Origin of the sequence: Nostoc sp. ChiSLP03a, from assembly GCF_034531215.2 — a bacterium.
GTDB lineage: Bacteria > Cyanobacteriota > Cyanobacteriia > Cyanobacteriales > Nostocaceae > Nostoc.
This window is the reverse complement of sequence record NZ_JAVRBQ020000127.1, coordinates 39,999-63,888: the sequence shown is the minus strand read 5'-3', so window position 1 is coordinate 63,888 and position 23,890 is coordinate 39,999. Positions and strand designations below refer to the sequence as shown.

General features: G+C 40.2%; 17 protein-coding genes. 9 read left to right on the top strand and 8 right to left on the bottom strand.

Annotated features, from left to right (window positions below):
• Window positions 1-289: 289 nt before the first annotated feature.
• Window positions 290-2,671 (bottom strand): phosphoketolase family protein, encoded by a 2,382-nt coding sequence (locus tag RMY32_RS20840; RefSeq protein WP_322709214.1) that lies wholly within the window; start codon window positions 2,669-2,671, stop codon window positions 290-292.
• A gap of 255 nt (window positions 2,672-2,926) precedes the next feature.
• Here RMY32_RS20840 and RMY32_RS20835 point away from each other — a divergent pair, with 255 nt between their 5' ends.
• A complete protein-coding gene (locus RMY32_RS20835; protein ID WP_322709213.1) occupies window positions 2,927-3,451 on the top strand; it encodes a hypothetical protein in 525 nt (174 codons plus the stop codon).
• A gap of 806 nt (window positions 3,452-4,257) precedes the next feature.
• Window positions 4,258-5,577, top strand: coding sequence for a hypothetical protein (locus RMY32_RS20830; RefSeq protein WP_322709212.1), 1,320 nt, complete (start codon window positions 4,258-4,260; stop codon window positions 5,575-5,577).
• Window positions 5,578-5,653: 76 nt separating this feature from the next.
• Here the strand turns inward: RMY32_RS20830 and rimM are convergent, their stop codons facing one another.
• Together rimM and RMY32_RS20820 are read right to left on the bottom strand one after the other, a co-directional pair.
• Window positions 5,654-6,241 (bottom strand): ribosome maturation factor RimM, encoded by a 588-nt coding sequence (gene rimM / locus RMY32_RS20825; protein ID WP_322709211.1) that lies wholly within the window; start codon window positions 6,239-6,241, stop codon window positions 5,654-5,656.
• Window positions 6,242-6,444: 203 nt separating this feature from the next.
• A complete protein-coding gene (locus tag RMY32_RS20820) occupies window positions 6,445-7,728 on the bottom strand; it encodes a valine--pyruvate transaminase (RefSeq protein WP_322709210.1) in 1,284 nt (427 codons plus the stop codon).
• A 405-nt stretch (window positions 7,729-8,133) separates the two neighbouring features.
• Here RMY32_RS20820 and RMY32_RS20815 point away from each other — a divergent pair, with 405 nt between their 5' ends.
• The 3 genes from RMY32_RS20815 to RMY32_RS20805 all read left to right on the top strand — a co-directional run bounded on the left by RMY32_RS20815 (window position 8,134) and on the right by RMY32_RS20805 (window position 12,251).
• Window positions 8,134-9,243: an S-(hydroxymethyl)glutathione dehydrogenase/class III alcohol dehydrogenase gene (locus tag RMY32_RS20815; RefSeq protein ID WP_322709209.1), complete on the top strand. Its 1,110-nt coding sequence runs from the start codon at window positions 8,134-8,136 to the stop codon at window positions 9,241-9,243.
• A gap of 586 nt (window positions 9,244-9,829) precedes the next feature.
• A complete protein-coding gene (locus RMY32_RS20810) occupies window positions 9,830-11,443 on the top strand; it encodes an NAD(P)H-quinone oxidoreductase subunit 4 (RefSeq protein WP_322709208.1) in 1,614 nt (537 codons plus the stop codon).
• 202 nt (window positions 11,444-11,645) lie between these two features.
• Window positions 11,646-12,251, top strand: coding sequence for a Uma2 family endonuclease (locus RMY32_RS20805; RefSeq protein ID WP_322709207.1), 606 nt, complete (start codon window positions 11,646-11,648; stop codon window positions 12,249-12,251).
• Between the two features lie 286 nt (window positions 12,252-12,537).
• Here the strand turns inward: RMY32_RS20805 and RMY32_RS20800 are convergent, their stop codons facing one another.
• The 4 genes from RMY32_RS20800 to RMY32_RS20785 form a co-directional block, all read right to left on the bottom strand.
• Window positions 12,538-16,506 carry a COR domain-containing protein gene (locus tag RMY32_RS20800; protein WP_322709206.1) on the bottom strand — a complete coding sequence of 1,323 codons (3,969 nt, stop codon included), beginning with the start codon at window positions 16,504-16,506 and terminating at the stop codon, window positions 12,538-12,540.
• Between the two features lie 460 nt (window positions 16,507-16,966).
• On the bottom strand, window positions 16,967-17,611 hold the full coding sequence (locus RMY32_RS20795) for a Uma2 family endonuclease (protein WP_322709205.1): 645 nt from the start codon (window positions 17,609-17,611) through the stop codon (window positions 16,967-16,969).
• A gap of 73 nt (window positions 17,612-17,684) precedes the next feature.
• Window positions 17,685-18,503: a type 1 glutamine amidotransferase gene (locus RMY32_RS20790; protein WP_322709204.1), complete on the bottom strand. Its 819-nt coding sequence runs from the start codon at window positions 18,501-18,503 to the stop codon at window positions 17,685-17,687.
• A gap of 70 nt (window positions 18,504-18,573) precedes the next feature.
• Window positions 18,574-19,932 carry a Mur ligase family protein gene (locus tag RMY32_RS20785; protein WP_322709203.1) on the bottom strand — a complete coding sequence of 453 codons (1,359 nt, stop codon included), beginning with the start codon at window positions 19,930-19,932 and terminating at the stop codon, window positions 18,574-18,576.
• Between the two features lie 356 nt (window positions 19,933-20,288).
• Between RMY32_RS20785 and RMY32_RS20780 the strand changes: the two genes are divergently transcribed.
• From RMY32_RS20780 to RMY32_RS20765, 4 genes are all read left to right on the top strand, one after another.
• Window positions 20,289-20,876 carry a thylakoid membrane photosystem I accumulation factor gene (locus tag RMY32_RS20780; protein ID WP_322709202.1) on the top strand — a complete coding sequence of 196 codons (588 nt, stop codon included), beginning with the start codon at window positions 20,289-20,291 and terminating at the stop codon, window positions 20,874-20,876.
• Between the two features lie 170 nt (window positions 20,877-21,046).
• Entirely contained in the window at window positions 21,047-21,655 is a 609-nt protein-coding gene (locus RMY32_RS20775) for a hypothetical protein (RefSeq protein WP_322693924.1), read from the top strand.
• Window positions 21,656-21,791: 136 nt separating this feature from the next.
• Window positions 21,792-21,983 (top strand): type II toxin-antitoxin system HicA family toxin, encoded by a 192-nt coding sequence (locus tag RMY32_RS20770; RefSeq protein WP_322709201.1) that lies wholly within the window; start codon window positions 21,792-21,794, stop codon window positions 21,981-21,983.
• On the top strand, window positions 21,983-22,207 hold the full coding sequence (locus RMY32_RS20765) for a type II toxin-antitoxin system HicB family antitoxin (RefSeq protein ID WP_292719064.1): 225 nt from the start codon (window positions 21,983-21,985) through the stop codon (window positions 22,205-22,207). Before RMY32_RS20770 ends, RMY32_RS20765 begins: the two co-directional genes overlap by 1 nt.
• Window positions 22,208-22,346: 139 nt before the next feature.
• On the opposite strand, the gene murD is transcribed toward RMY32_RS20765, so the two are convergent.
• Complete coding sequence (murD, locus tag RMY32_RS20760; protein WP_322709200.1) at window positions 22,347-23,882, bottom strand: UDP-N-acetylmuramoyl-L-alanine--D-glutamate ligase; 1,536 nt, start codon at window positions 23,880-23,882, stop codon at window positions 22,347-22,349.
• Window positions 23,883-23,890 lie beyond the last annotated feature (8 nt).

The following is a 23,890-nucleotide window of genomic DNA, read 5'->3' as shown; positions in this document are numbered from 1 at the left end:
TAGCACTCGTCGAACTCACGTTAAAGAAAGGCTTGTCGCTTCACAAGGAGAGAGGTGATTCAAGGATTTTTGCAAGAGGTCTACTTATACCAATTTAAAAAAAGAATGCAACAGATACATACTCCCAAACCTTTGTTATGTCTGGTTTTCTTAATTTTGAATTTTGAATTTTGAATTGATATTATTTCCTATTTAGAACTTACGCAAAACTGCACATTGTAGGGGTAATTCATGAATTGCCCCTACCTGAAAATAAAGATTTTGGTTATTGTTTGCGTAAGTCCTCCGATTAATAAGGCCACTTCCAGTCCCGAATTTCCGGCATATCATCGCCGTACTTCTGGATGTATTGCTTATGTTCGATCAGCTTATCTTGCAAATGCTGCTTGACATAAGCTGCCCTATATCCCAATTTTGGTACGCGCTCAATTACGTCCATCACTAAATGGAAGCGATCGAGTTCGTTAAGAACAACCATATCAAAGGGGGTGGTGGTAGTTCCTTCTTCCTTGTAGCCGCGCACATGCATCTGATCGTGGTTAGTATGACGATAGGTTAAGCGATGAATCAACCAGGGATAGCCATGAAAAGCAAAGATAATGTGTTTATCTGTGGTAAAAATCGTGTCAAAGTCTTTTTCGCTTAAACCGTGGGGATGTTCGCTTTTTGGCTGTAGTGTCATTAAATCGACTACGTTCACCACCCGCACTTTTAAATCTGGAAAGTGCTGGCGCAGAATATCCACAGCCGCCAAGGTTTCTAAGGTGGGAATATCCCCAGCACAAGCCATCACTACATCTGGATCGCCGTCTTTGTCGTTACTTGCCCATTCCCAAATACCGATGCCTTTAGTGCAGTGCTTGATAGCAGCATCCATATTTAGGTATTGCAATGCTGGTTGCTTTCCGGCAACGATAACGTTGACATAATTGCGGCTTCTCAGGCAGTGATCGGTTACTGATAGCAAAGTGTTGGCATCGGGCGGCAAATACACCCGAACGATCTCTGCTTTTTTGTTAACTACATGGTCAATAAAACCGGGGTCTTGGTGGGAAAAACCGTTATGGTCTTGTCGCCAAACGTGAGAGGTGAGTAGGTAATTGAGGGAAGCAATCGGTCTACGCCAGGGAATATGTCTAGTCGTTTTCAACCATTTGGCATGCTGATTGAACATCGAATCAACGATGTGGATAAACGCCTCGTAGCAAGAGAAAAACCCGTGGCGTCCGGTGAGGAGGTAGCCTTCTAACCATCCTTGACAATTAGTTTCGCTGAGAATTTCCATCACCCGACCGTCGGAGGAAAGGTGGTCATCTTCGGGGAGGATCTGGGCTGCCCAATCCCTGTCTGTCGCTTCTAGCACAGCGCCCAAGCGATTCGATACCGTTTCGTCGGGGCCGACGATGCGGAAGTTGCGGCTTTCTTGGTTAAGTTGCATGATATCCCGCAGGAATTTTCCGGCAACTTGGGTAGCTTCAGCGATCGCTTGCCCTGGTTTGAGAACATCTACGGCATAGTCTCGAAAGTCGGGCATTTTCAGGTCACACAGCAAAAGACCGCCATTAGCGTGGGGATTGTCACCCATGCGTCGATGCCCCTTGGGAGCCAGTTCTGCTAATTCGGGAATCAGCTTACCGTTGCTGTCGAAGAGTTCTTCTGGTTTGTAACTCTTCATCCAATCTTCTAAGAGTTTCAGGTGTTCTGGCTGTTTGGCGATGTTGCCAAAGGGAACTTGGTGCGATCGCCAAAAACCTTCTGTTTTTTTGCCATCAACTTCCTTGGGCCCTGTCCACCCTTTAGGGGTTTTCAAGACAATCATCGGCCACTGAGGACGTTCGGTGAAACCATGTACGCGGGCTTCTCTTTGGATACTTTGAATTTCGGCGATCGCTATATCTAGAGTCGCCGCCATTTGCTGGTGGACATCTGCGGGATCGTCACCTTCGACAAAGTAGGGCTTGTAGCCGTAGCCGACAAATAAGCTTTCCAATTCCTCACGACCGATCCGTGCCAATACTGTTGGGTTAGCAATTTTATACCCATTCAGGTGCAGGATCGGCAGTACAGCTCCATCATGTACGGGGTTAAGAAACTTGTTGGAATGCCAGCTAGTTGCTAAAGCACCTGTTTCCGCTTCGCCATCTCCGACAACAGCAGCAACAATTAAATCAGGGTTATCAAAGGCAGCACCATAAGCGTGGACGAGGGCATAACCTAATTCCCCGCCTTCGTGGATCGAACCAGGAGTTTCCGGTGCAACGTGGCTGGGAATACCACCAGGGAAAGAGAATTGTTTGAAGAGTTTCTGGATTCCTTCAGCATCTTGGGAAATGTTATGGTAGTACTTGGTGTAAGTTCCTTCTAGGTAGGTGTTAGCTACCAGTCCAGGCCCTCCATGACCAGGCCCAGCAATGTAGATTGTGTTGAGGTCATATTTTTTGATAACCCGATTTAGGTGAGCATAAATCAAGTTCAGCCCTGGCGTTGTTCCCCAGTGACCCAAGAGCCTCGGTTTGACGTGTTCCAGCTTTAAAGGTTCTCTTAGTAGCGGATTGTCTAGTAGATATATTTGCCCAACCGAAAGATAGTTCGCTGCACGCCAGTAGGCGTTTATCTTCTGTAATTCTTCATCTGTTAAAGGCTTTGTTTGTGGAGGACTGGCTAATGTCATTTCGACACTCCATTACAAAAGGATTTTGACGGATTCACCAGTATGTAATCTTACTTATTTTCAAGATGATGGCCATCTAACCGATGATGAATTTTTTCAGCCTTTGTGCCTAAATTCCTTAGCTCATCGCTGGGTGCTAAACATGGCTGAAATACTCAAATTACGTATAGTACTTATGTACGATATGTAAGTTCTAGTTATGTAAAAACTCTAAAGACATAATGAACTAGATTGTGTAAAACTGAACAGTTGTTTTTGAAATTTTGGAGTTTAGGGATGTCGAGCGATCGCCTGAGCCACCTTGAGAACATTCTGACCCGTTATCGTCAACAGGTGTCAGGTAAAGAATTGACGTTGACAACGACTCCCTATGAAGACAAGGAGCGAATTAAGTTGCAGATCGCCGACATAAAAAAAGAGATGCAGCCGTATGAACAACAGTACTGGGAGATTCTATCAGAGCAGTCAGGATCTATCGAATTTTCAGAACCAGAGGCACAGTTTGTAGTTGCAGAAATTGTGAACCAAGTTCATAAAATTGAGATAAGCTCACCTAGCTATCCTGATGAAGCCCTTATAATCTTGAGAGAAATCCGAGATAAACTAAATCAGCCAGATAAATCAGCAGCAGCAAAGCTCAAAGGAGTAATTTCTTTAATCCCCCCTTTTGTGGGAATTTATTACGAAGCGGAGCTAGATACAGAAAACTTCTTGCGTAACCATTTTCCAAATTTTATTAGCTTGATTAACAGAGCAATGAAAAAAAAACAGATTCTTTAAATTATAGTGAACACCACTTCAGTAGTTTAAGCACTACTTCAAACTCAAATATAGAATTCTCAAATAAATTTAAAGATTTTCTTGATGATACTGGAATAAAGTTTGCACATCGAAATCGTGAAACTATTTCTCTAAATGATTTATTTGTCTTCCCTAATTTAAAAGTTATAAAAGAATCGTTAGAAGGAATATCATCAAATATTTCAGGTGAAAAGCTACTAGAATATGATAGCCGTATCCTTATTTTAGGAGATGAGCAGTCAGGCAGAACTACTCTTGCCAAAAAAATCTGCCTAGATGCTCTTTCTTTTGGATTCTTACCTTTACTAGTTGACGGGGCAAATATAAAAAGTTCTAGGATTGAGGAACAAATTGCAAAGTTAGTTTCAGATACATATCATTTCATATCAGCAGAAGAATTTATTAATAAATCTAATGTTATTTGTATTGTTGATGATATATCAGCAGTCAAACTTAATCAGAAGGGTAAAAGTAAATTTCTAGCAAGTATTAATTCAATTTTTTCTCGCACTATTCTGTTTGCTGAGGAATCTTTTAGATTTGCGGTACCTGATTTTGCAGATCTTGATGATTATAAAAAATTAGAAATTCTTCCTTTTGATAATGTCCATCGTGCCAAACTAATTGAGAAATGGGTTGCACTAGACTTAACTGAAGAAACAGACGATCAGCAGATTTGGGCAAAGATAGATGAACTGCGTCTCCATGTAGACTCGCTTGTACGCAAGAATGTAGTTCCAGCAAAACCATTCCACATTTTGATGCTTCTTCAGTCTTTCGAGACAATGACTACACAGAGACTTGAACTGACTGCTTACGGACACTGTTATCAATATTTGATCTACCAAGCCCTAGAGCGTGTTCATGTAAAACAAACTGAGATTGATACATACCTCAATGTTTTATCAGAACTTGGGGGAGCAATTTTAGAGTCTTCCTCTGAAAGTCTTGATGACTCTGGCTTAAATGTATTTTTTAAAAATTACTCAAATAATTTTCTTACAGTTGATCGAGACAAAGTAATTAGAGATTTAGTCAGTTCATTTATTCTGCAACTATCAGAGGCTGGTCTAAAGTTTCGTTACCGTTATCTGTTTTACTTCTTTGCAGCAAAAAAATTGGCAGATTCTCTTCATCGAGGAGAAGAAGCTAAAAAGAGAATAAAACATTTAGTAAATACGATTCATCTTGAGAAGGCATCAAACATAGTTCTGTTTCTTACGCACCATTCCAAAGATCCGTGGATTATTGAGGAGATTTTACTTTCTGTTATGGATATTTTTTCTGATGAAAAAGAAGTGACGCTAGAAGCAAGTTCTTTATCTTTTCTTCAAGATTTTGTTCAAGAAATACCTGACCTTGTTTTAGAGAATCGTGACGCAAGGCAAGAACGATTAGAAGATGATAGACAAAAAGATTTTATTGAACAACATGAAGATCAGAATAACCTTGTAGATGACGACAAAGACGTAGAAGAATTCATGATAAAGGTGAACAAAGTATTTAGAGCAATTGAAGTCTGCGGACAAATTTTAAGAAATAGACTTGGCTCTCTGGAGCGAAACTCTCTAGAGTTTATCTATGAAGAATCACTTTTGGTTTCACTAAGATTTCTTAGCGTCTTTCTAAAATTTTCGGAATTCGTGCGAGAAGAGTCAATCAGGAAAATTCAAAAAATATTAGAACAAAAACCAAATCTTCACGACTCAAAAATTATTCAGGAAGTCAAGTCTTTTTACTTAGGAATTAATTATAACGTTATTTTGGGGATGCTTTACAAAATTGGGTTTTCTCTAGGTTCTGCCAAAGGTCGTGACATCTATACTAAAGTAACTGAAAGCAACTATAAGCCTTCATTCTGCTTGATTCAAGAAATCATTGAATTACAGTTTGAAAAAAAATTAGATACTCATAAGATTGATAAATTGCACTCTGAATTCTCCAAAAATCCTGTTTGCGATCGTTTATTGAAACAGATTATTTTACGCCACTGTTATATGCATGATATAGGATATAAGGATCGTCAAAAACTAGCAACCAAGCTTAATATTTCAATGCACGATCAGCGTTCAATTTTGCTCGCATCAAAAATAACTCAAGATTAATTTGTTATTCACACAAAAATAAAATGCTGTGAAGCTATGGTCAAGCAATAACAACAATTTAATAACAATGAATAATCTAATTATTAACTTCCAATAACCCAGGCGGTGGCGTAATTTCAATACGACCAGATGGCAAGTCTACCACTGGTGCGATCGCTTCTACAAATGGAATCAAAACAGTCTTTTGCTTTTTGTCATTTGTTATTTGTCCTTTGTCAGTGGTAAAAGATGGGTGTAATTTTACTTCTAGCAAATCATTGCCGGCAGGGATGATGTCTACCACCGTACCTACGAGTTCGCCAGATGCTTGCATAAAGACTTCTAAGCCAATCAAATCGAGGACATGATATTCATCTTCGCCTAATTGGGGGCGATCGCTTGCTGGTACCATTAATTTACAACCGCGCAAGGCCTCTGCGCGATCGCAATTTTCCACGCCAGCTAATTTGATTACATACAAGTTTTTATTACTGATATAACGTCCTGTTAATAATTCGATTGGTTGCGGTTCTGTGTCACCTGAACACAACAACCAACGTTTTCCCGGTACTTCAAATCTTTCGGGAAAGTCTGATACAGGATAAACCCGTAATTCTCCAGACAATCCTTGAGGGGCAACAATCTTACCAATTTCTAACCAATTATCTAATTTGTCATTTGTCATTTGTCATTTGTCATTTGTCATTTGTCATTTGTCATTTGTCATTGGTCATTGGTCATTGGGCATTGGGCATTGGGCATTGAGTATGGAGATTGAATCTTCAATTTTGAATTTTGAATTTTGAATTGATTTCTCCCCTGCTCCAACTCATTACTCATTACTCATTACTCCTCTGCTCCCCTGCCCCTCTGCCCCTCTGCCCTTAATCAGGCAGTCACAGCCGCACGCTGATAAGCTTCTTCGGCCACTTTTGCTAAACGTTGCATAGCAGTGGCTATCTCTTCATCTGTACCTGTAAGACTGATGCGGAAACATTGGTGCTTGTGCGCCCACTCTTGGTCTAAACCGGGGAAGAAGGTACTTCCAGGGACAATAATCACACCTACTTGCTTAACTAGCTGGTAAAATTTCCAATCACTCATGGGTAAATCCTGTAACCACAACCAAGCAAAAATTGCTCCTTCACCGCGATGGAGATACCAAGGTAAATCCTTGGGCATCGCTTGTTCTAAGCTGGTTTCTAAAACGGTAAATTTATTTTGGTAAAAGGGACGGATGACAGTGTGAGAAATTTCCACTAAAGCACCAGAATTGATTGCATAAGCTGCGATCGCTTGGCCGTAACGTGAAGAATGGAGACTCATATTTGCTTGGAAACACTCCAGCACTTCAATCCACTTTTCATCACCAATAGCTATACCAATTCTTTCTCCTGGTAATCCGGCTTTCGATAAACTCATGCAGTGGAGGATGTTATCACCGAACACTGGTGTCATTTCGGTAAAGTTTAATGCTGGGAAGGGAGGCGCATAAGCCGAGTCAATTAACACGGGTAAATTATAAGGCGCAGCTAGGGCGGCAATCTTTTTCACCTCATCATCCGTGAGGACGTTACCAGTGGGATTACAGGGGCGAGAGAAGAGAACACAACCCGTATTTTCTGTAATCGTAAGTTGGCTGAAGTCGGGGCGATATTTAAATCGGTGAGCAGCCGCATCAATATCGAGAGTTGGTTTGTAGGCAGTTAAGGCTTTTGGAACTAAGCAAATGCCACCGTAACCTGTGTAGTCAGGGCTGAGGGGTAAAACGATTTGTTTTAACTCGCCGCTTGGGGTGTAGCCACCGAAGGTATTGGCAGCGTAGAAGTAGAGGGTTTGACTACCGGGGGTGATGAGGATATTGCGATCGGTTAATTTTAACCCGTAGCGTTTGTTAAAATCGTTGGCGATCGCTTCAACGAATGGTGCATAGCCCTGGCTTGAACCGTAGCGGCAAACTACCTCACCATATTCTGGACTAGCCAAAAGTTGTGCAGTACAATCCCGCCATAATTGCTCTACCTCTGGCAAAATCAACGGATTACCAGCACTCAAATTAATAAACTGTTGCCCTGCACCCGCTCGTAATGTTTCGATAATATCCTTCATGATTGCTCTGACGCCAGTCAGGTTGGACATTTGAGCGCCAATTTGAGTTAGGGCAGGATTCATAAGCTGTGACAAAATATATTAATTTAGGGGTGGACAAATTATTTGGGGTTTGCTGCTGACATCCAGTTTACATCGTTGCCAAAACAGCTGTTGCCGCCTTTAACCAATCTAGCCAGAGAATGACATTTTAACAAAGGTAATAATATTTATCGTTATAGCCGCGATCGTGCTTAGTAAATACGATGAAGTAATACAAAAGTTTATCATGCGTTCAATGCCTGTGAGAAAACTGGGGAGTAAAGAAGAGAATAGGTACAGGTTACAGGGAGCAGGGGAGGCAGGGGAGGCAGGGGAAGCAGGGGAGCAGAGGAGTAATGAGTAATGAGTAATGAGTTGGAGCAGGGGAAGAAGAATTATTGACAAATGACAAATGACAAATGACAAAACTATACAGGAGCGCTGACATTGGAAGTTAAAGCAGCAGTAGCTTACAGTGCAGGTAAGCCGTTGACGATTGAAACCGTTCAACTATCAGGGCCACAAGTCGGCGAAGTTTTAGTTGAAGTGAAAGCAAGTGGGGTTTGCCACACCGACGCTTTTACCTTATCTGGTGACGATCCCGAAGGTTTGTTTCCGGCTATTTTGGGACATGAAGGTGCTGGTGTGGTAGTGGAAGTAGGCGCTGGTGTTACCAGTCTCAAACCAGGCGATCGTGTGATTCCCCTCTACACTCCCGAATGTCGCCAATGCGAATATTGTTTGAGTTTCAAAACTAATCTCTGTCAAGCCATTCGCCTAACTCAAGGACGCGGTGTTATGCCCGATGGCACCAGTCGCTTTAGTATTGATGGGCGAATGATTCATCATTATATGGGTACATCAACTTTTGCTAACTATACAGTACTGCCAGAAATCGCCTTAGCAAAAATTCGGGAAGATGCCCCCTTTGATAAGGTTTGTTACATTGGCTGCGGTGTGACTACTGGTATTGGTGCAGTCATCAATACTGCCAAGGTGGAACCTGGAGCAAATGTTGTGGTTTTTGGTTTGGGTGGTATTGGCTTAAATGTCATCCAAGGAGCGCGGATGGTGGGGGCAAATATGATTGTCGGGGTAGATATTAATCCCAACAAACGCGCCTTGGCGGAAAAATTTGGTATGACACACTTTGTTAATCCTCAAGAAGTAGAAGGTGATTTAGTTCCCTATCTGGTTGATTTAACAAAAGGCGGTGCTGATTACAGCTTTGAATGTATCGGTAATGTCAAAATTATGCGTCAAGCATTAGAATGCTGCCACAAAGGTTGGGGTGTGAGCGTGATTATTGGTGTTGCTGGTGCTGGACAGGAAATCAGTACTCGTCCTTTTCAATTAGTAACTGGGCGCGTTTGGAAAGGTTCAGCATTCGGTGGCGCTAGAGGACGTACAGATGTGCCGAAAATTGTTGATTGGTATATGGAAGGTAAGATAAATATTGATGATTTAATTACCCATGTGATGCCCATTGAGCAAATTAATGATGCTTTTGAATTGATGCACAAAGGTGAATCAATTCGTAGTGTGGTGACTTTTTAGCTGTTAGAGGATGTTTTAAAAGGGATTTTGCTCTCGTAGTTAGCACATTAAAGTATCTCAGTACATAGCTAAACCTTAAATTGGCGTTGCACTTAACCCAATAGACCTCTTGGCAAAAGTGCTTTTTGCACTCTTGGGGAAAAGGGTGCATGTTAAAAGGGAAAGGGACAATACAGAACCTTTTCTCCTTCCCCTCGCTTCTTATCCCCTTCTTGGAACCCCACTTTCCCCTTTTCCCGACAAAAGCCAAGAAGTCTAATACAGAGGGTTAGCTTTATGACTCAACTTATAAGCGTAAACTAAATAGTTTTGACAATTGGGCTGAACCAAAAAATGTAACTGTATTGTAACGGTGGCTTTAGCTACCGTTTTTTGTTGACGTTGCAAAAGTTTACATTTAGAATAAAATCGTCAAAACCCGATAAGTATTTATTCTTATTTAAACTGAAAATTCGACATTAAATGAGTATATGTTCTTATCTTTGTCAAAAATTTAATCTTCTAGAGTTAAAGAATGTTTACAAAAATATTGATTCCTTAATATAATGAAATCAAAATTGATAAGGCAAATTGATTGTCAGAATTAATGAATGCTATTGAATTTCCCTGGCTAACAGCCATAATCCTCTTACCCTTGGTGGCTACCTTAGCCATCCCCCTAATCCCAGACAAGGAAGGTAGAACTGTCCGGTGGTATAGTTTGGGAGTTGCGATCGCCGACTTTGCACTGATGATTTATGCCTTTTGGTATAAGTACGACTTCCAGAGTTCAAGACTTCAACTTATAGAAAACTATCCTTGGATACCGCAGTTAGGTTTGCATTGGGCTGTGGGGGTTGATGGTTTATCGATGCCCTTACTGCTTCTGACAGGCTTAATAAATACCCTCGCAATATTCGCGGCTTGGAAAGTTAACACCAAGCCGCGATTATTTTATGGTTTGATGTTAGCGATGTACAGCGCCCAGCTTGGCGTATTTGTTGCCCAAGATTTGCTGTTGTTCTTCCTGATGTGGGAAATCGAGTTAGTGCCAGTTTACCTGCTAATTTCCATTTGGGGAGGACAAAACCGCCGTTATGCCGCTACCAAATTTATTCTTTACACCGCTGCTGCATCAATATTTATCTTGATTGCCGGTTTTGCAATGGCATTTTCTGGAGATACCGTCACTTTCGATATGGCGACTCTAGGAATGAAAGAATACCCCAAAACCTTGGAATTGTTGGTTTATGCAGGTTTCTTAATTGCCTTTGGTGTGAAAATGCCGATTTTCCCTTTACACACTTGGCTACCTGATGCCCACGGTGAAGCATCAGCACCCGGTTCAATGATTTTGGCTGGTGTGTTGTTAAAAATGGGTGGTTATGCTCTCATCCGCTTCAATGTGGAAATGTTGCCCAATGCCCATGTGACTTTTGCTCCAGTGTTAGCAGTTTTGGGTGTGGTTAACATTGTCTACGGTGCTTGCTGTGCCTTTGCTCAAACCAATCTCAAACGCCGCTTGGCTTACTCTTCAATTGCCCACATGGGGTTTGTGCTGATTGGGATTGCCTCTTACACAGAGCTTGGTATCAGCGGTGCAGTATTACAGATGGTTTCTCACGGCTTGATTGCTGCTAGCTTATTCTTCCTGTCTGGCGTGACTTACGATCGCACCCACACCTTGATGATGGATAAAATGGGCGGTATGGCTAAAGTAATGCCCAAAACCTTTGCTCTCTTTACCATTGGTTCAATGGCTTCTCTTGCTTTACCCGGAATGAGTGGTTTTGTGGGTGAGTTGATGGTGTTTCTGGGTATTGCCAGCAGTGATGTTTACAGTTCCAGCTTCAAAGTTGTAGTCGTGCTGCTGTCAGCAGTTGGCGTGATTTTGACACCGATTTATTTACTGTCGATGCTGCGTCAAGTCTTCTATGGGGAGCAAAATAAAGAGTTGCACTTGGATGCTGTAATATCTGATGTCAAACCCCGCGAAATATTTATTACCGCTTGTTTGCTACTGCCAATCATCGGAATCGGGTTTTATCCAAAATTAGCAACGCAGACTTATGATGTGAAAGCGGTAGAATTAGCCGCCCATGCTCGTCAAGTTTTACCAATTGTTGCTCATCAACAACCATCAAGTCTGTACTCACGTATTTTCTCTGCACCAACACTGGCGACTTCTCAAGTTGAAAGTTCGATTAAAATTTCTGAGTAAATTAACTTCCCATTAAAAGGCTGCAAGTAAATTCTAAATATTAGGAGAATAAAGGGGTGGTTTCATAACTACCCCTAAAATTTTGGCATTATTGAGTTGAAATAGATTTTTAGGTAAGGGCAATTCATGTAGACGCATTCGCAAAGCGCCTAGAGCGTGAAGAGATTATAGTGAAGGCAAGTGAAGTAGCCAAACAGCAATTATGACCACCAACTTACCTGTAGTCACAGAAATTATACCAATGGTCTTGCAATTACAACCTGCGATCGCATTAACCGAAGATCAATTTTACGAGTTTTGTCAGTTAAATCCAGACTTTCGTATCGAACGCAATGCTGTGGGAGAATTAATGATTATGCCACCTACTGGTTCCGAAACCGATCAACATAACTTTAACATTATTGTTCAGTTGGGTATTTGGACAAAGCAAGATGGTACAGGTGTAGGCTTTGGTTCCAGTGGTGGGTTTATTTTGCCTAATGGTGCAGTGCGCTCGCCCGATGCAGCGTGGATAAAACGCGATCGCTGGGAAGACATACCATTGGAACTGCGAAAAAAATTTGCACCGATTTGTCCTGAGTTTGTGATTGAATTGCGTTCTGAGAGCGACAACTTGCGAATTTTGCAAGACAAGATGCAAGAGTATATTGATAATGGCACACAACTTGGTTGGTTAATTGATAGAAAACAACGCCAAGTTTTTATTTATCGTCCTAATATTCCGGTTGAGAAATTAGATAACCCTAAGACACTTTATGAGGAATCGTTATTACCTGGCTTTGTTTTGGATTTAAGTCAGATTTGGTAGGAAATAAGCTAGTTTTTCAGTACTGAAAAAGACTGGCATAAGTACAATAACAGTATTTATCCGGAAAATTAGAGTTGACAGATCAGATATGAAGTTTGCACTTCAACAATAATAAAATGTGGTTTGAGCGCTCCTTCAGGAAAAAGGCGAAGAACATTAATATATGGTGGTGCGATCGCTTGTGACTCTGAATGAAAACATAAATTTACTATTCAATTTTATAGTAAAACAAGCTAGTATTTAGGCAGTGAATTTTACTTTTTAGTCTGATTAAATTACCATATCTTCAACCATCTATGAAGCCCTTGGCGGCTGCTATGACAATGCTAACAGCAGGATGATCAACTGCTTTTTCTAGAGCTTCTGATCCTGCTTCTTTCAGGGCATTGACAATTCGAGCTTTCAATTTTGGCTTTTGTTCTATTTCCTCTACTGCTTTGACGCCAACCATCGCAGTACTAGAATATTCTTGTGACAGTTGATCTAAAAGTTCTTTAATATCTTTTGCTGCTTGTGCTAAGTTTTGGGAGTTGTTGATTTGAGTGCGGATTTTATCACGCATGACTTTATCACCAGCAATATTATCTCCAGAACCATATTGATGAATATTTGACATAGTATTATTTTCCTGTTGACGAATTTGACTTTGTTGTTGCTCTTGCAATTGATTTACACTTAAGTATATTCCAGGTGTTGGCATTTCTTGAAAATGTGAATACTTAAATTCATTATTTAAAGGATAATCTATTAGGTCATCAATCAAAGATAAAATATCTACTTCTTGTAAACTTTTGTTACATCTAATTTTAGAGATTTTATTTTTTATATATTTATCTAAAAGCTGATAATCATAAAAAAATGGTTCAGTATTATTGCTGCAAGTTTGACAATTACAAGGAATCAATTCTTTCACATCTAAATTTTTGAATTTTTTATGTATTTCTCTTATTTCTTTCAAGATTATAGTAAGTAAAGCTTTTTTTTCTAGAGCCAATCCAGATACTTTTATCGTTATTATTTTCTGACCATCTTTATTTAAAGCTTCTATTACCTCTGCTTTAGTAATATCTCTGTTTTCGATCCTATACACTTCATTCTTATTCAAATCATTTTTTATAAAAATAGCTCCTTTTTGCCATACTAAATCTCCTTTATTATCTTGTGCAATATAAGTAGATAAGCGTACAATTAATTGTACTACTATGCCTTTGGGCATAAAAGGATATTGAAAACGAAAATTTAAATTATTTGTATTATCCCAACTATAATTTGGCTTTTTAATTGGTAACAATTGTGGCACAATATAATATTTTTTGCTATCTTCTAAGTTTAATTCATAGCAAATATCAAAGTTTTTCTTTTTCATTAAATTTAATAATATATTTCTTTGATCAAAGGTGTAACCTTTCCTTTTCCAATAATCAAACAGCCATATTTTACTGAATTTACCTCCTTGATTATGTAAATTTTTATCTGATAAAACAACATATATTGCATTTGTAATCCATTGCGGGTTTAGAAACACTAAGTCATGTAATTCACTATCATCTTGAAAATGAAGTATTATTCCTAAATCATGTAAGTAGCTACTTAATAATAAATAACTTGATTCTTCTAAAATATCATGCTTTTTACAAATATCACAATACTCCTTTAGGTTAATATAATTATGATTCTGTTTTAATTTTTCTAATTCTTGACGAACCTGTATCCACTTTATAGGAAGTTGATCACCAATATGTTTTAAATGAGAAAGCATTTGTTGTATTTTCAAGATTAAAGGTTTAAAACGTCCATCTTCAACCGCTAGATTCACATCACAACGTTCTATTATAAGTTCGTTATAACGTTCTCTATAAGTTCCTAAATCAAAATTACTATTATATGAATATTGTATTTCGTTTAAAACAACTAAAATAGGGCTATTGCCTCCAAGTATTTTAATAATATTGAACCAATAATCAAATTCTGTACGTTGTTTACGATCGTCTACTACTAGCACGTATAATGAACGATTCGTTAAAAAGAATTGATGTATAGTATATTGAATTTCTTGCCCTCCAAAATCCCATATATTAGCCTTAAAGCTAATTTCTTTATTTTTAGTATCTTTAAATTCCCAGTCAGAATGAACATTAATTCCTAAAGTTGCTTCTTCAATTTTGGGAACTACTTGATAATCTGGATCGACCAACTTTCTCATCAGTGATGTTTTGCCTGCACCGGGTTCACCTACTATTAATATTTTGGCTTCATATAACAAATCGCTACCTTGTTTCACTTGATCCATATAACTTTTAACCTGGCTAGAATTTTGATTTAATGATATTAAATTAGGTATCATTGCAGTTTCATTCCCTATTAACTCCCTTCTCTCGTCAACATCATCAATCAAACTCAATACATCAACCATTTGAAAACTTATTTGACACTGAATTGAGCGTCCACGATCTGCTACAAATTGCCTTAAAACTTCAAATGGATAAAAATACGGTTGTTGGTTATTTTTACAAATTACACAATTACAGGGTATTAACTTGTTATATTTTAGTCGTCTGTAAGAAGCGTGAATTTTATCAATTTCATGTGTAACTAGGGTTATCAAATCTCTTTTGTGACGACCTGAGACTCGAATTTTAATCTCACGCTTGCCGTAATATTCAATTACCTCTGCCTTACTCTGGTCTTTACTTATAACAATGCCACTTTTCCAGACACATTCTTGTTCATTAATCAACTCATACATAACCACAATGAACTGGGTAATGATGCCCTTCGGCATAAACTCGTAAGTGTAACGTACAATCAGATTGTTGGTTTCATTCCAGTCATAGGAGGGTTGATTAGCAGATAGCAATTGTGGAGCAATATATTTTCCTTTGCTTCTGGGAATTTCGTAGCACAGCTTGAAGTTGATCATTAGGCGCAAGAGTTCATCATGCATCGTGGCGTATTCGTCTTTACACCAGATGTTTGCCAAGTCAGATCGTGTAAAACTGCCCAGGTTGCGAATCACCTTTTCATTATCTAGCACTTTGTAGACTGCATCAGTTCCCCACTTGGGTTTGAGGATGACGGTCTGGTTCAAAAGTGGGTCTTCCTGAAAGTGCAAGCATACCCCTAAATCGTGCAGATAGGTGCTTAACCGCAACTTGTCATTTCTTTGGGTGAACCCATTTTGTTGGCAGATGTTCAAATATTCATCCAAGCTAATGTAATTGCGTGCGTCACTCTCCAAAGCTTCCCGGACTCTAACCCAGGTTTTTGGGAGGGGACTGCCAATGTGAGGTAGGTTTATAACATAATGCTTGATTGTTTTTAAAACTTGTTCTAAACCTCTGTTGGTAGCAAGGTTTGTTGATAAAGTCTCCTTAATATTAGTAAACTGCCCTCGTAACTCACGTTCATTGATTTCTCTGTGGCGGTTTTGCTTCTCATTTTTGATGATTAGCAGGGGACTGTTATCGCTCAACATTTCCACCACATTCAGCCAATAATAAAAATCTGTCTCTTCCTTACGAGTATCTACTACTAAAACATAGAGAGAACGTTTAGTAAGGAAAAACTGCTGAGTAGCATGGTAAATCTCTTGCCCCCCAAAGTCCCAGATGTTGACTCGAAATTCTCGCCCATTTTCCATTGGGAAACCCCACTGGATCACCTCAATTCCCTTTGTAGAGTCTTCCTCTCGGAGTTGATCATTTTGGTCTTCAATTTTCTTAGCCAGTGTTGTTTTCCCTGCACCTGGTTCGCCGATAATTAGTAACTTTGCCTCATACAGATAATCTGTGCCTTCTGCTTTCAGTTGCCGCAAATAATCTTTAATCGCCTCAATACCATTTTCAACTACTTCTGGCGGTGGCTTTTCGATAGGATTGCCCCTTAAATTCAGGGAAGTGAGTTGTTGCAGACTGGCGATCGCTTCTGGCAGTGTCGTTAATTGGTTGTAGCTTAAATACAGGAAAGTGAGTTGTTGCAGACTGGCGATCGCTTCTGGCAGTGTCGTTAATTGGTTGCCGCTTAAATCCAGGAAAGTGAGTTGTTGCAGGCGGGCGATCGCTTCTGGCAGTGTCGTTAATTGGTTGCCGCTTAAATTCAAAACCTCTAACCATTCCAGTTCAAACACCTCAGCAGGAATTTCCGTTAATTTTTCCTCGTCATTAGTACGCCAATTATTGCTTAAATCTAATTTTTTAAGCTTTTTCTTTTTCGCTTCTCGGATTTTTTCAAGGTAACTTTGAGGCGTGTTTGCCATATTGAGGTTCACCTGTCAACGAAAATTATATATAATGCCCCTGATTCGCTGGACAATCTCGCAACTACTTATATTTTGCACTAATCCCAACAACCACCACAGGTTTTAGTCCATTTGAGTGGCTTTGGCTATTGGTTTCTAGAACTTCGAGTTTCAGGCGATCGCGACTACTAATTGAGAATGCTGCAAGATATCAAAGCAATCTACTATCCTGTGTAACATTACATGAGCGCTAATGATTTTTACGGAATCTAAAAAGAATTTATCATTACCAATGGCTCAGATTTGCTTGTAAACGAGTCTTTAATACTCATTAATGGGGCTATGAACTTCGTTAATGAGTCTTTGATACTCGTGAATGAGTCTTTAATACTCGCGGACGAGTCTTTGATACTCGTGAATGAGTCTTTGATACTCGCCGATGAGTCTTTGATGGTTCTTTTACTTCTTTAGCCGTTTTTTACGCGACTTCTCCAGCCTGGAAAATCTGTTCAGCAGTTAAATTCAACTCTGGGAACGCTGGCGATTGAATGCGGTCATTTTCCTTAAATTGCCTAACTTGATACTCGCCTTCAATTAGTTGGTAAATCGAGATAGTTGGTTGTTTAGGATTGCCAATAAACCGCCTACCACCTAAGCCTAGATAATCTACAATCCAGTATTCAGGTATTCCGACCTCTTCTCTTCGAGACGCTGCGCGAACGTATTTACCTGCTTTGGTAAAATAGTCGTCTCGCCAGTTGGTACTTACCACCTCAATTACTAAAGGAATTGATGCCGCTTGGCTTACAGTAGATTCTTTTTTCCACAAAGGTTCATTTACTAAATTAGAGTTATTCAACAACATTACATCTGGGGAGTAAGCTGCTTCGCTCTGAGTCGGTTTAATGAAAGCTGTTTTGGGGATGAAATAAGGTAGTTTTAAACGTTTGTATTCTGTAACTATTTCCCCAACTAAAAATCCAACAATTTGTTCATGTTCGCCTGTAGGAGGAGCCATTTCAACAATTACTCCGTCATGTAGTTCATAGCGTCGTTGTGAGTTTTCTGGATACCAAGAGATAAATTCATCAAATGATATTTGTTTGGCTAAGGCTTGAGTCATATTTTGCCTCCTTGCTTTATATCAAATTTGACCTCTCTCCGTTTCGGGGAGAGGCTTAATCAGCGAACTGAGGTTAAACTTTCGCCGCACCAACACTTGGTAAACTGACTTTCAATCGCTTAAACATCGCTTCTCGTGCTTGTGCAGCGAGGCTGTCGTCAAAAGGTGTCAAGGTAATTTCTTGCTGATACTTTAGCCGCAACGCTGTTTGAATTAACCAATCGGCAACAAAAGGATTTTTCGGTAACAATGGCCCGTGGGAATAAGTAGCGATCGCATTCTGATAAAATGCTCCTTCTGTCCCATCTTCACCATTATTTCCCAAACCGTACACCACTCGCCCCAAAGCTTCCACTTTTCCCAGTTTGGTGCGTCCGCCGTGATTTTCAAAGCCTACTAAATATGGTGTGCTACCTGTCATCTCTTTTAAATCTCGCGCCAGACGGGAAGCTGTCACTTCAATTACTAAGTTGCCAATACAGCGCTTAGTATTTTCACCAGGATGCACAGAGACTAAATCGAGTATTCCCAAACCATCAATTCGTTGTCCCAAGCCTGGTTCATAATAATGTCCCAGTAATTGGGGTGAACCACAAGTAAATACTCCTGGTGTTCCATTTTCGATTTTGTCGCGCATTGCATCAGCTTTTGCACCTTGCAAATCACGCATGACAATCTCTTGCTGACGATCTTGTGCGCCACCACCAACTATGACATCTACTGTTTTAATATCTGCGGCTGTAGAATTTTGATCTAAGGGTAATACTTTAACATCGTATCCCCGCCACTCGGCGCGACGTTCTATAGTAATTACATTACCGCGATCGCCATAAGTACTCATCAGCGTCGGATAAAGCCAACCAATTGTTAATTCTATATTTTGAGAACTCATAAATTTGGGGAATGGGGAATAGGGAATAAGACGATCGCAAATGACAAATGACAAATGACCAATGACAAATTTAAAGAATTTTACGACCAGTGAGTACTTCTCGCACTTCTAACATGGCTGAGTAGGTAGGTAGAATATGCAGAGTTTCATTTTCTGGTGTATGTTCTAATGCAGTAGCGATCGCTTGTCGCAAATCTTCTTCGACTATTAAATTTAAGTTACTCTCAGGGGACTTTTGGCTGTAACGTAGACGTAGTGCCATATCGTAGACGCGATCGCCACTTACAACCAAAGTCCCCCCGCGTTCGACTAGTTTCTCGGTATCTACGTCCCAAATCCAGGATACATCAGTGCCATCGGGCGTGCGATCGTTCAATACCAGCAGTGTGGTTTTATCTGTGCTTTGAGTAACTACGCGAATGGTTTCATTCGTTCCCACAGGATTTTTTGATAACAATATTCGCACTCGTTTACCTTTAATTACTAAATCTTCCGCCCGACCAAAAGCAGCTTGGAAGTTGTTAATAGTATCTCTGATTGTTGCTTCATCAACTCCTAATTCCATAGCCGCAGTTGCAGCCGCCAAAGTATTATATTTGTTGTATAAACCTACCAGAATTTGCGACCATTCACTACTTTCCAAAGTCGGTTTACTTTTACTAAAACCACACTTAGGACAAGTAAAATCTCCCAAATGAGACAAATAAACACCCTTATAATCTAGAGAATGTCCACATTTTGGACAATAAATAGAATCAACAGCGTGAGGAATTGCTTCTAGATAATGTTCTGGTTCATTCAAGCCAAAGAATAACACTCTTTGAGGTAGCTGTTGACCGAGGTTAGATAGAGTTGGGTCATCAGCATTGGGAATTACCACTGTTTCTGGTGGTAGGGTAGAAATAACTTTTGTCCAACGCTTACTAATTGTGTCTACTTCGCCGTACCTATCAAGTTGGTCGCGGAACAAGTTTAAACAGAGAATGATTCGCGGCTGGAGTGGCGTTAATACTTTCGGTACAATATTTTCGTCAACTTCTAAAATGGCGTAATCAGAATTTAGCGTACCTAGTAAGTTGGTGCTTTCTAACAGCGCCGTCATCAAGCCATTTTCTAGATTTGCACCTGTAGAATTATGAGTGACACGAAAACCTTTGCGTTCTAGTATTGTGCATAAAAGCAGCGCTGTAGTAGTTTTGCCGTTAGTACCAGCAATTAAAATCACCCCGTTTTTAACTTGCTGACTCAATAATTGTAAAAGTCTGGGTTCAATGCGACGAGCGATCGCCCCTGGTAATACACTACCAGCACCTAGACGGAGCGTAGGCGCAGCCCGTCGAAGATATTGCACTATAAAGGTCACACTCTTTGCCACTGACACCGCGAAACCCAATCGCAGTCTATCTATGAATTGTATTTTGTTTCCCACATCTATACCCTAGTTTTCTGGCGGTTGTTAATTAAAAGTGCAAATTTAATCTTGTGAGTTTAGCGAATCCTGGCTGAAAAAGCCAGTATTCGCAATTTTGAATTTTAGACTTTTCTGCGGAATGCTACGTGTTGCTTCCCCGGAAGGGTACGGCTACACTCAGTCGAATAATTTTGGATTGTTGCGCTACTTTACCTCTGTTTTGAATTCTGCGTAGCAATACCAGCCACTTGCGAGAGATAATCTCAGTAGGCGTTATCTTAAAAAATAGTGCGTGGGCGTAATTACATATCCAGCCCAGTTGGCCAAATTCAGCACAAACTCACAACAAGTAGTAGCTTGCAAGGTTCCTTTTGATGAATAGCACAAAGTTTCTTTTTTTACATAAACAAATTACTAGCTGGCAAAGGTGGTTGTCCAAATGCCTGTTGTTGCTTGTAAGTCTTTTCATTATAAGTATGCAACCTGCATCTGCTGGTCTGAATAATGATTTATATGATGGCAACATCTTTGTTGTTTATGCTGGCAATGGTTCATTAGTTCCTCCCAGACAGACACTCGCACAAACTTTAGCGGAACATAAACCCGTATTTTTGGCTTTTTATTTGGATGATAGCAGTGATTCCAAAAGATATGCCATTTCCATTTCACGGGTACAGGAATTCTATGGCAAGGTAGCAGAGATTATGCCGATTAATGTAGATGCTATCCCGCAGAAAGAGACCTACGACCCAACTGAACCAGGATATTACTATGCTGGAAGCGTTCCTCAAGTCGTGGTGTTAAATAAATCAGGTGAAGTAGTTTTGAATAAAAAGGGTCAAGTACCTTATGAAGATATAGACGATCAATTTCGTAAAATCTTTGATTTATTACCACGCACTGAAACAGCACAGCTAAAGCGGCGAGCTTTTAACGAGTTTAGTAGTGAGTTAGCTAAGTAACCTATGGGGTAGACCAAATTGGTCTGCCCTAATTTTTAGTTATATCTGTTACTACATTGCCGCCGATGTCAAAGCATAATGATTAGAAAGTTAATCTATAGTCTATAAGTCCGTAACAACTGACTAATGACTAATGACCAATGACCAATGACTAAATAGAGTTTATTCTGATGTCAAAGGTTTACACCACCCAGGAACTAATTCAAATTTTGGCAGCCGAACGCCAAGCTTGCCTGAAAGGAAAACGCTTAAAGTTAGAAATAAAAGTCTCTGGCAATCCTGTAATTGACCAGTTTATCAGAACTGATGGGTTGCAACAGTTTACTGCCTATCAAGATTTCAAAACTGCAATTCATGAGTATCAAAGAGAAAATCGAGTTTCTGGTATTATCTGGCGGGAAATGACAGTTAAAGGAAAAAACTTGCATTATCCCGAAATAGATAGTGAGTTAATTGCCCTCAATGGTGACTTAGAGATATTAAAAGCCGCTAAAAATTCTATCGTAGAATTTTGGTATGAAGTCACTATAGGAATGGATTTATACTTGAGTTTTAATAATAGTAAACAACACCAACAAATTGTCACATCTGATGTAGAGAGAATTGTTCAAAGAACAGAGTGGGCAAGTTTGTGCAAGTGGGAAAATTCTAGCTTTTTGGAAATGATTTTGCAGCTAGGATGGGGTAAACCAGAAGAAGCTTATTATAAACGAGGAAGGCCGCGATCGGGTAGTGAATATATTCATGCAGTCAATCCCGGAAATCGCCCTATTGGTTGATTGATGTGTTAAGTAGGAATACTAAAACCCATGACAAAATGACGGACAGAATTGCGACATAATTGTGTTTACTTTGCTTTCTCAATAAGGCACTCTATCTGTAACAGAAATTTTACCTGTACAGATAAGTAGTAACATGAAAGTACGTGATGTAATCAAGCGACTGGAAGCTGATGGTTGGTATCTTGATAGAACTAAAGGTAGTCATCGACAGTTCAAACATCCTGATAAACCTGGTACTGTAACAGTGGCTGGTAAGCTAAATGTGGATGTGCCAATTGGTACTCTGAAAAATATCTGGAGACAAGCTCAATTGGAGGAAGACTGATGCGTTATACAGTTGTGATTGAAAAGGGAGCAACTAGCTACGGCGCTTATGTCCCTGATTTACCAGGTTGTGTCGCTGTGGGTGAAACTTTAGAAGAAGTCAAGCAGATGATTGCAGAAGCTATTGAATTTCATATAGAAGGAATGCTAGAAGATGGTTTACCTATTCCTAAACCTACAAGCATCGCTCATGAGGTTGAAGTTGCAAACTATAGCAAAATCTAATTATAGAAAACTACTAAATTAGTACCAAATAATCCTTCTTGTATTTTGTCAAATTAGTTTTGAGAGTTTGTAGTAAGGACTTTAGTGCTTAGAAAACAAGGACTAAAGTCCTTACTACGAACTTGTTGACAAACAATGCTTATCGACTTTGAACTATGGACTCTTGAGTAGAGTTTTCAAGTTCTGGAAGTTCTACTCTGGCAGGTTTCCAGCCTCCTGCCCAAGCAAGGCATAGATGACGGAAGCGATCGCCCCGCACCTCAAAATTTGGGTACTGGTCAAAACTCGCACAAGCCGGAGATAGCAATACTACAGGCGCTTGATACTGCTTGGCTAATTCTGCCGACTTGGGAATTGCCCTTTCCATAGTTTCCACAATATGGTATGTATGATACCCCACCTCTCGGAGACGTTTGGCAAATGCGGATGCAGCAGAGCCAATTAATAACACAGCAGCAGCTTTGGTTTGAATTTGTGCTAGCCAAGCAGTATCATCACCTGCTTTGGCTTCTCCACCAGCAATTAAAATTGCTGGACTGTTAACAGATGCTAAACCTACTTCAGCCGCATCATAGTTGGTGGCTTTGCTATCGTTAATGAAATCAATACCTTCCCATGTGCAGATATGCTCCAAACGATGGGCAACACCAGGAAATTCCCGAACTGCAAGTGCGATCGCATCACGATTAATTCCCGCTAATCTTGCTGTTGCTACTGCCATCAACAGATTTTGCTGGTTATGTTCTCCCACCATTCGCAAACTAGATACTTTCACAATTGGTTCTGGTGCTGAGGTTGCAGTCAATTTTTCCACAACCCAGCCATCTTCAATGTAAAAGCCTTTTTCGCTAATCAGAAAATCTTTTCCTCTCACACTTGTCCAATAGGCATCAGGCCAAGCACTTAAACCTAGCTGGCTCAAGTAGGCATCATCGCCATTGAACACTTGCAACTCGGACTGACGCAATAGCTTGGCTTTGATATTGTAATAGTTCTCTAAAGTCTTATGGCGACTAAGATGATCCGGTGTAAAAGTCGTCCAAACACCGATCCGGGGAGCAAGAGAACTCGAAGATTCTATTTGATAGCTGCTAACTTCCGCAATCACCCAATCGAGTGAAGAGTGAGGAGTTAAGAGTGAGGAGTGAGGAGTGAGGAGTGAGGAGTTATCAAACTTTTCTCCTGCTCCCCCTGCTCCCTGCTCCCTGCTCCCTGCTCCCTGAGATAGGGCAACTTCACAAGCGGCGTAGCCAATATTACCGCAGGCGGGTGCATTTAATTCTGCTGCTTGGAAAATGGCAGCAATTAAAGCTGTGGTAGTAGTTTTGCCATTAGTGCCAGTAATTCCTACCCAAGGTAGCGATTGTAAGTTTCGCCAAGCGAGTTCCATTTCGCCAATGGTTTCAATACCTAATTGGCGTGCCTCAACTAATACGGGAATATCCCAAGGCACGCCAGGACTAACGACTATTAATTGCGGTAAATTAGCACCATTCAATTCTAGGGATTGTCTTAGTTTAACGGTTATTTGCTCGGCAGCGAGTTCTTGTTGTTGTTTTAGGAGGGTTTCGGAGGTGTTGCGATCGCTCAGCTCTACCTCCCAACCTTCCCGTTTCAACAATCTCGCCGCAGCAACACCGGACTTTCCCAATCCAACAACAGTAGCTCTTGGCATAGATTGCA

What these genes read in the sequence shown, in the direction of transcription:
- RMY32_RS20840 (WP_322709214.1), bottom strand. Translation starts at nt 2,671, where the DNA reads ATGACATTAGCCAGTCCTCCACAAACAAAGCCTTTAACAGATGAAGAA.
- RMY32_RS20830 (WP_322709212.1), top strand. Translation starts at nt 4,258, where the DNA reads ATGACTACACAGAGACTTGAACTGACTGCTTACGGACACTGTTATCAA.
- rimM (WP_322709211.1), bottom strand. Translation starts at nt 6,241, where the DNA reads ATGACAAATGACAAATTAGATAATTGGTTAGAAATTGGTAAGATTGTT.
- RMY32_RS20820 (WP_322709210.1), bottom strand. Translation starts at nt 7,728, where the DNA reads ATGAATCCTGCCCTAACTCAAATTGGCGCTCAAATGTCCAACCTGACT.
- RMY32_RS20810 (WP_322709208.1), top strand. Translation starts at nt 9,830, where the DNA reads ATGAATGCTATTGAATTTCCCTGGCTAACAGCCATAATCCTCTTACCC.
- RMY32_RS20805 (WP_322709207.1), top strand. Translation starts at nt 11,646, where the DNA reads ATGACCACCAACTTACCTGTAGTCACAGAAATTATACCAATGGTCTTG.
- RMY32_RS20800 (WP_322709206.1), bottom strand. Translation starts at nt 16,506, where the DNA reads ATGGCAAACACGCCTCAAAGTTACCTTGAAAAAATCCGAGAAGCGAAA.
- RMY32_RS20795 (WP_322709205.1), bottom strand. Translation starts at nt 17,611, where the DNA reads ATGACTCAAGCCTTAGCCAAACAAATATCATTTGATGAATTTATCTCT.
- RMY32_RS20790 (WP_322709204.1), bottom strand. Translation starts at nt 18,503, where the DNA reads ATGAGTTCTCAAAATATAGAATTAACAATTGGTTGGCTTTATCCGACG.
- RMY32_RS20780 (WP_322709202.1), top strand. Translation starts at nt 20,289, where the DNA reads ATGAATAGCACAAAGTTTCTTTTTTTACATAAACAAATTACTAGCTGG.
- RMY32_RS20775 (WP_322693924.1), top strand. Translation starts at nt 21,047, where the DNA reads ATGTCAAAGGTTTACACCACCCAGGAACTAATTCAAATTTTGGCAGCC.
- RMY32_RS20770 (WP_322709201.1), top strand. Translation starts at nt 21,792, where the DNA reads ATGAAAGTACGTGATGTAATCAAGCGACTGGAAGCTGATGGTTGGTAT.
- RMY32_RS20765 (WP_292719064.1), top strand. Translation starts at nt 21,983, where the DNA reads ATGCGTTATACAGTTGTGATTGAAAAGGGAGCAACTAGCTACGGCGCT.
- murD (WP_322709200.1), bottom strand. Translation starts at nt 23,882, where the DNA reads ATGCCAAGAGCTACTGTTGTTGGATTGGGAAAGTCCGGTGTTGCTGCG.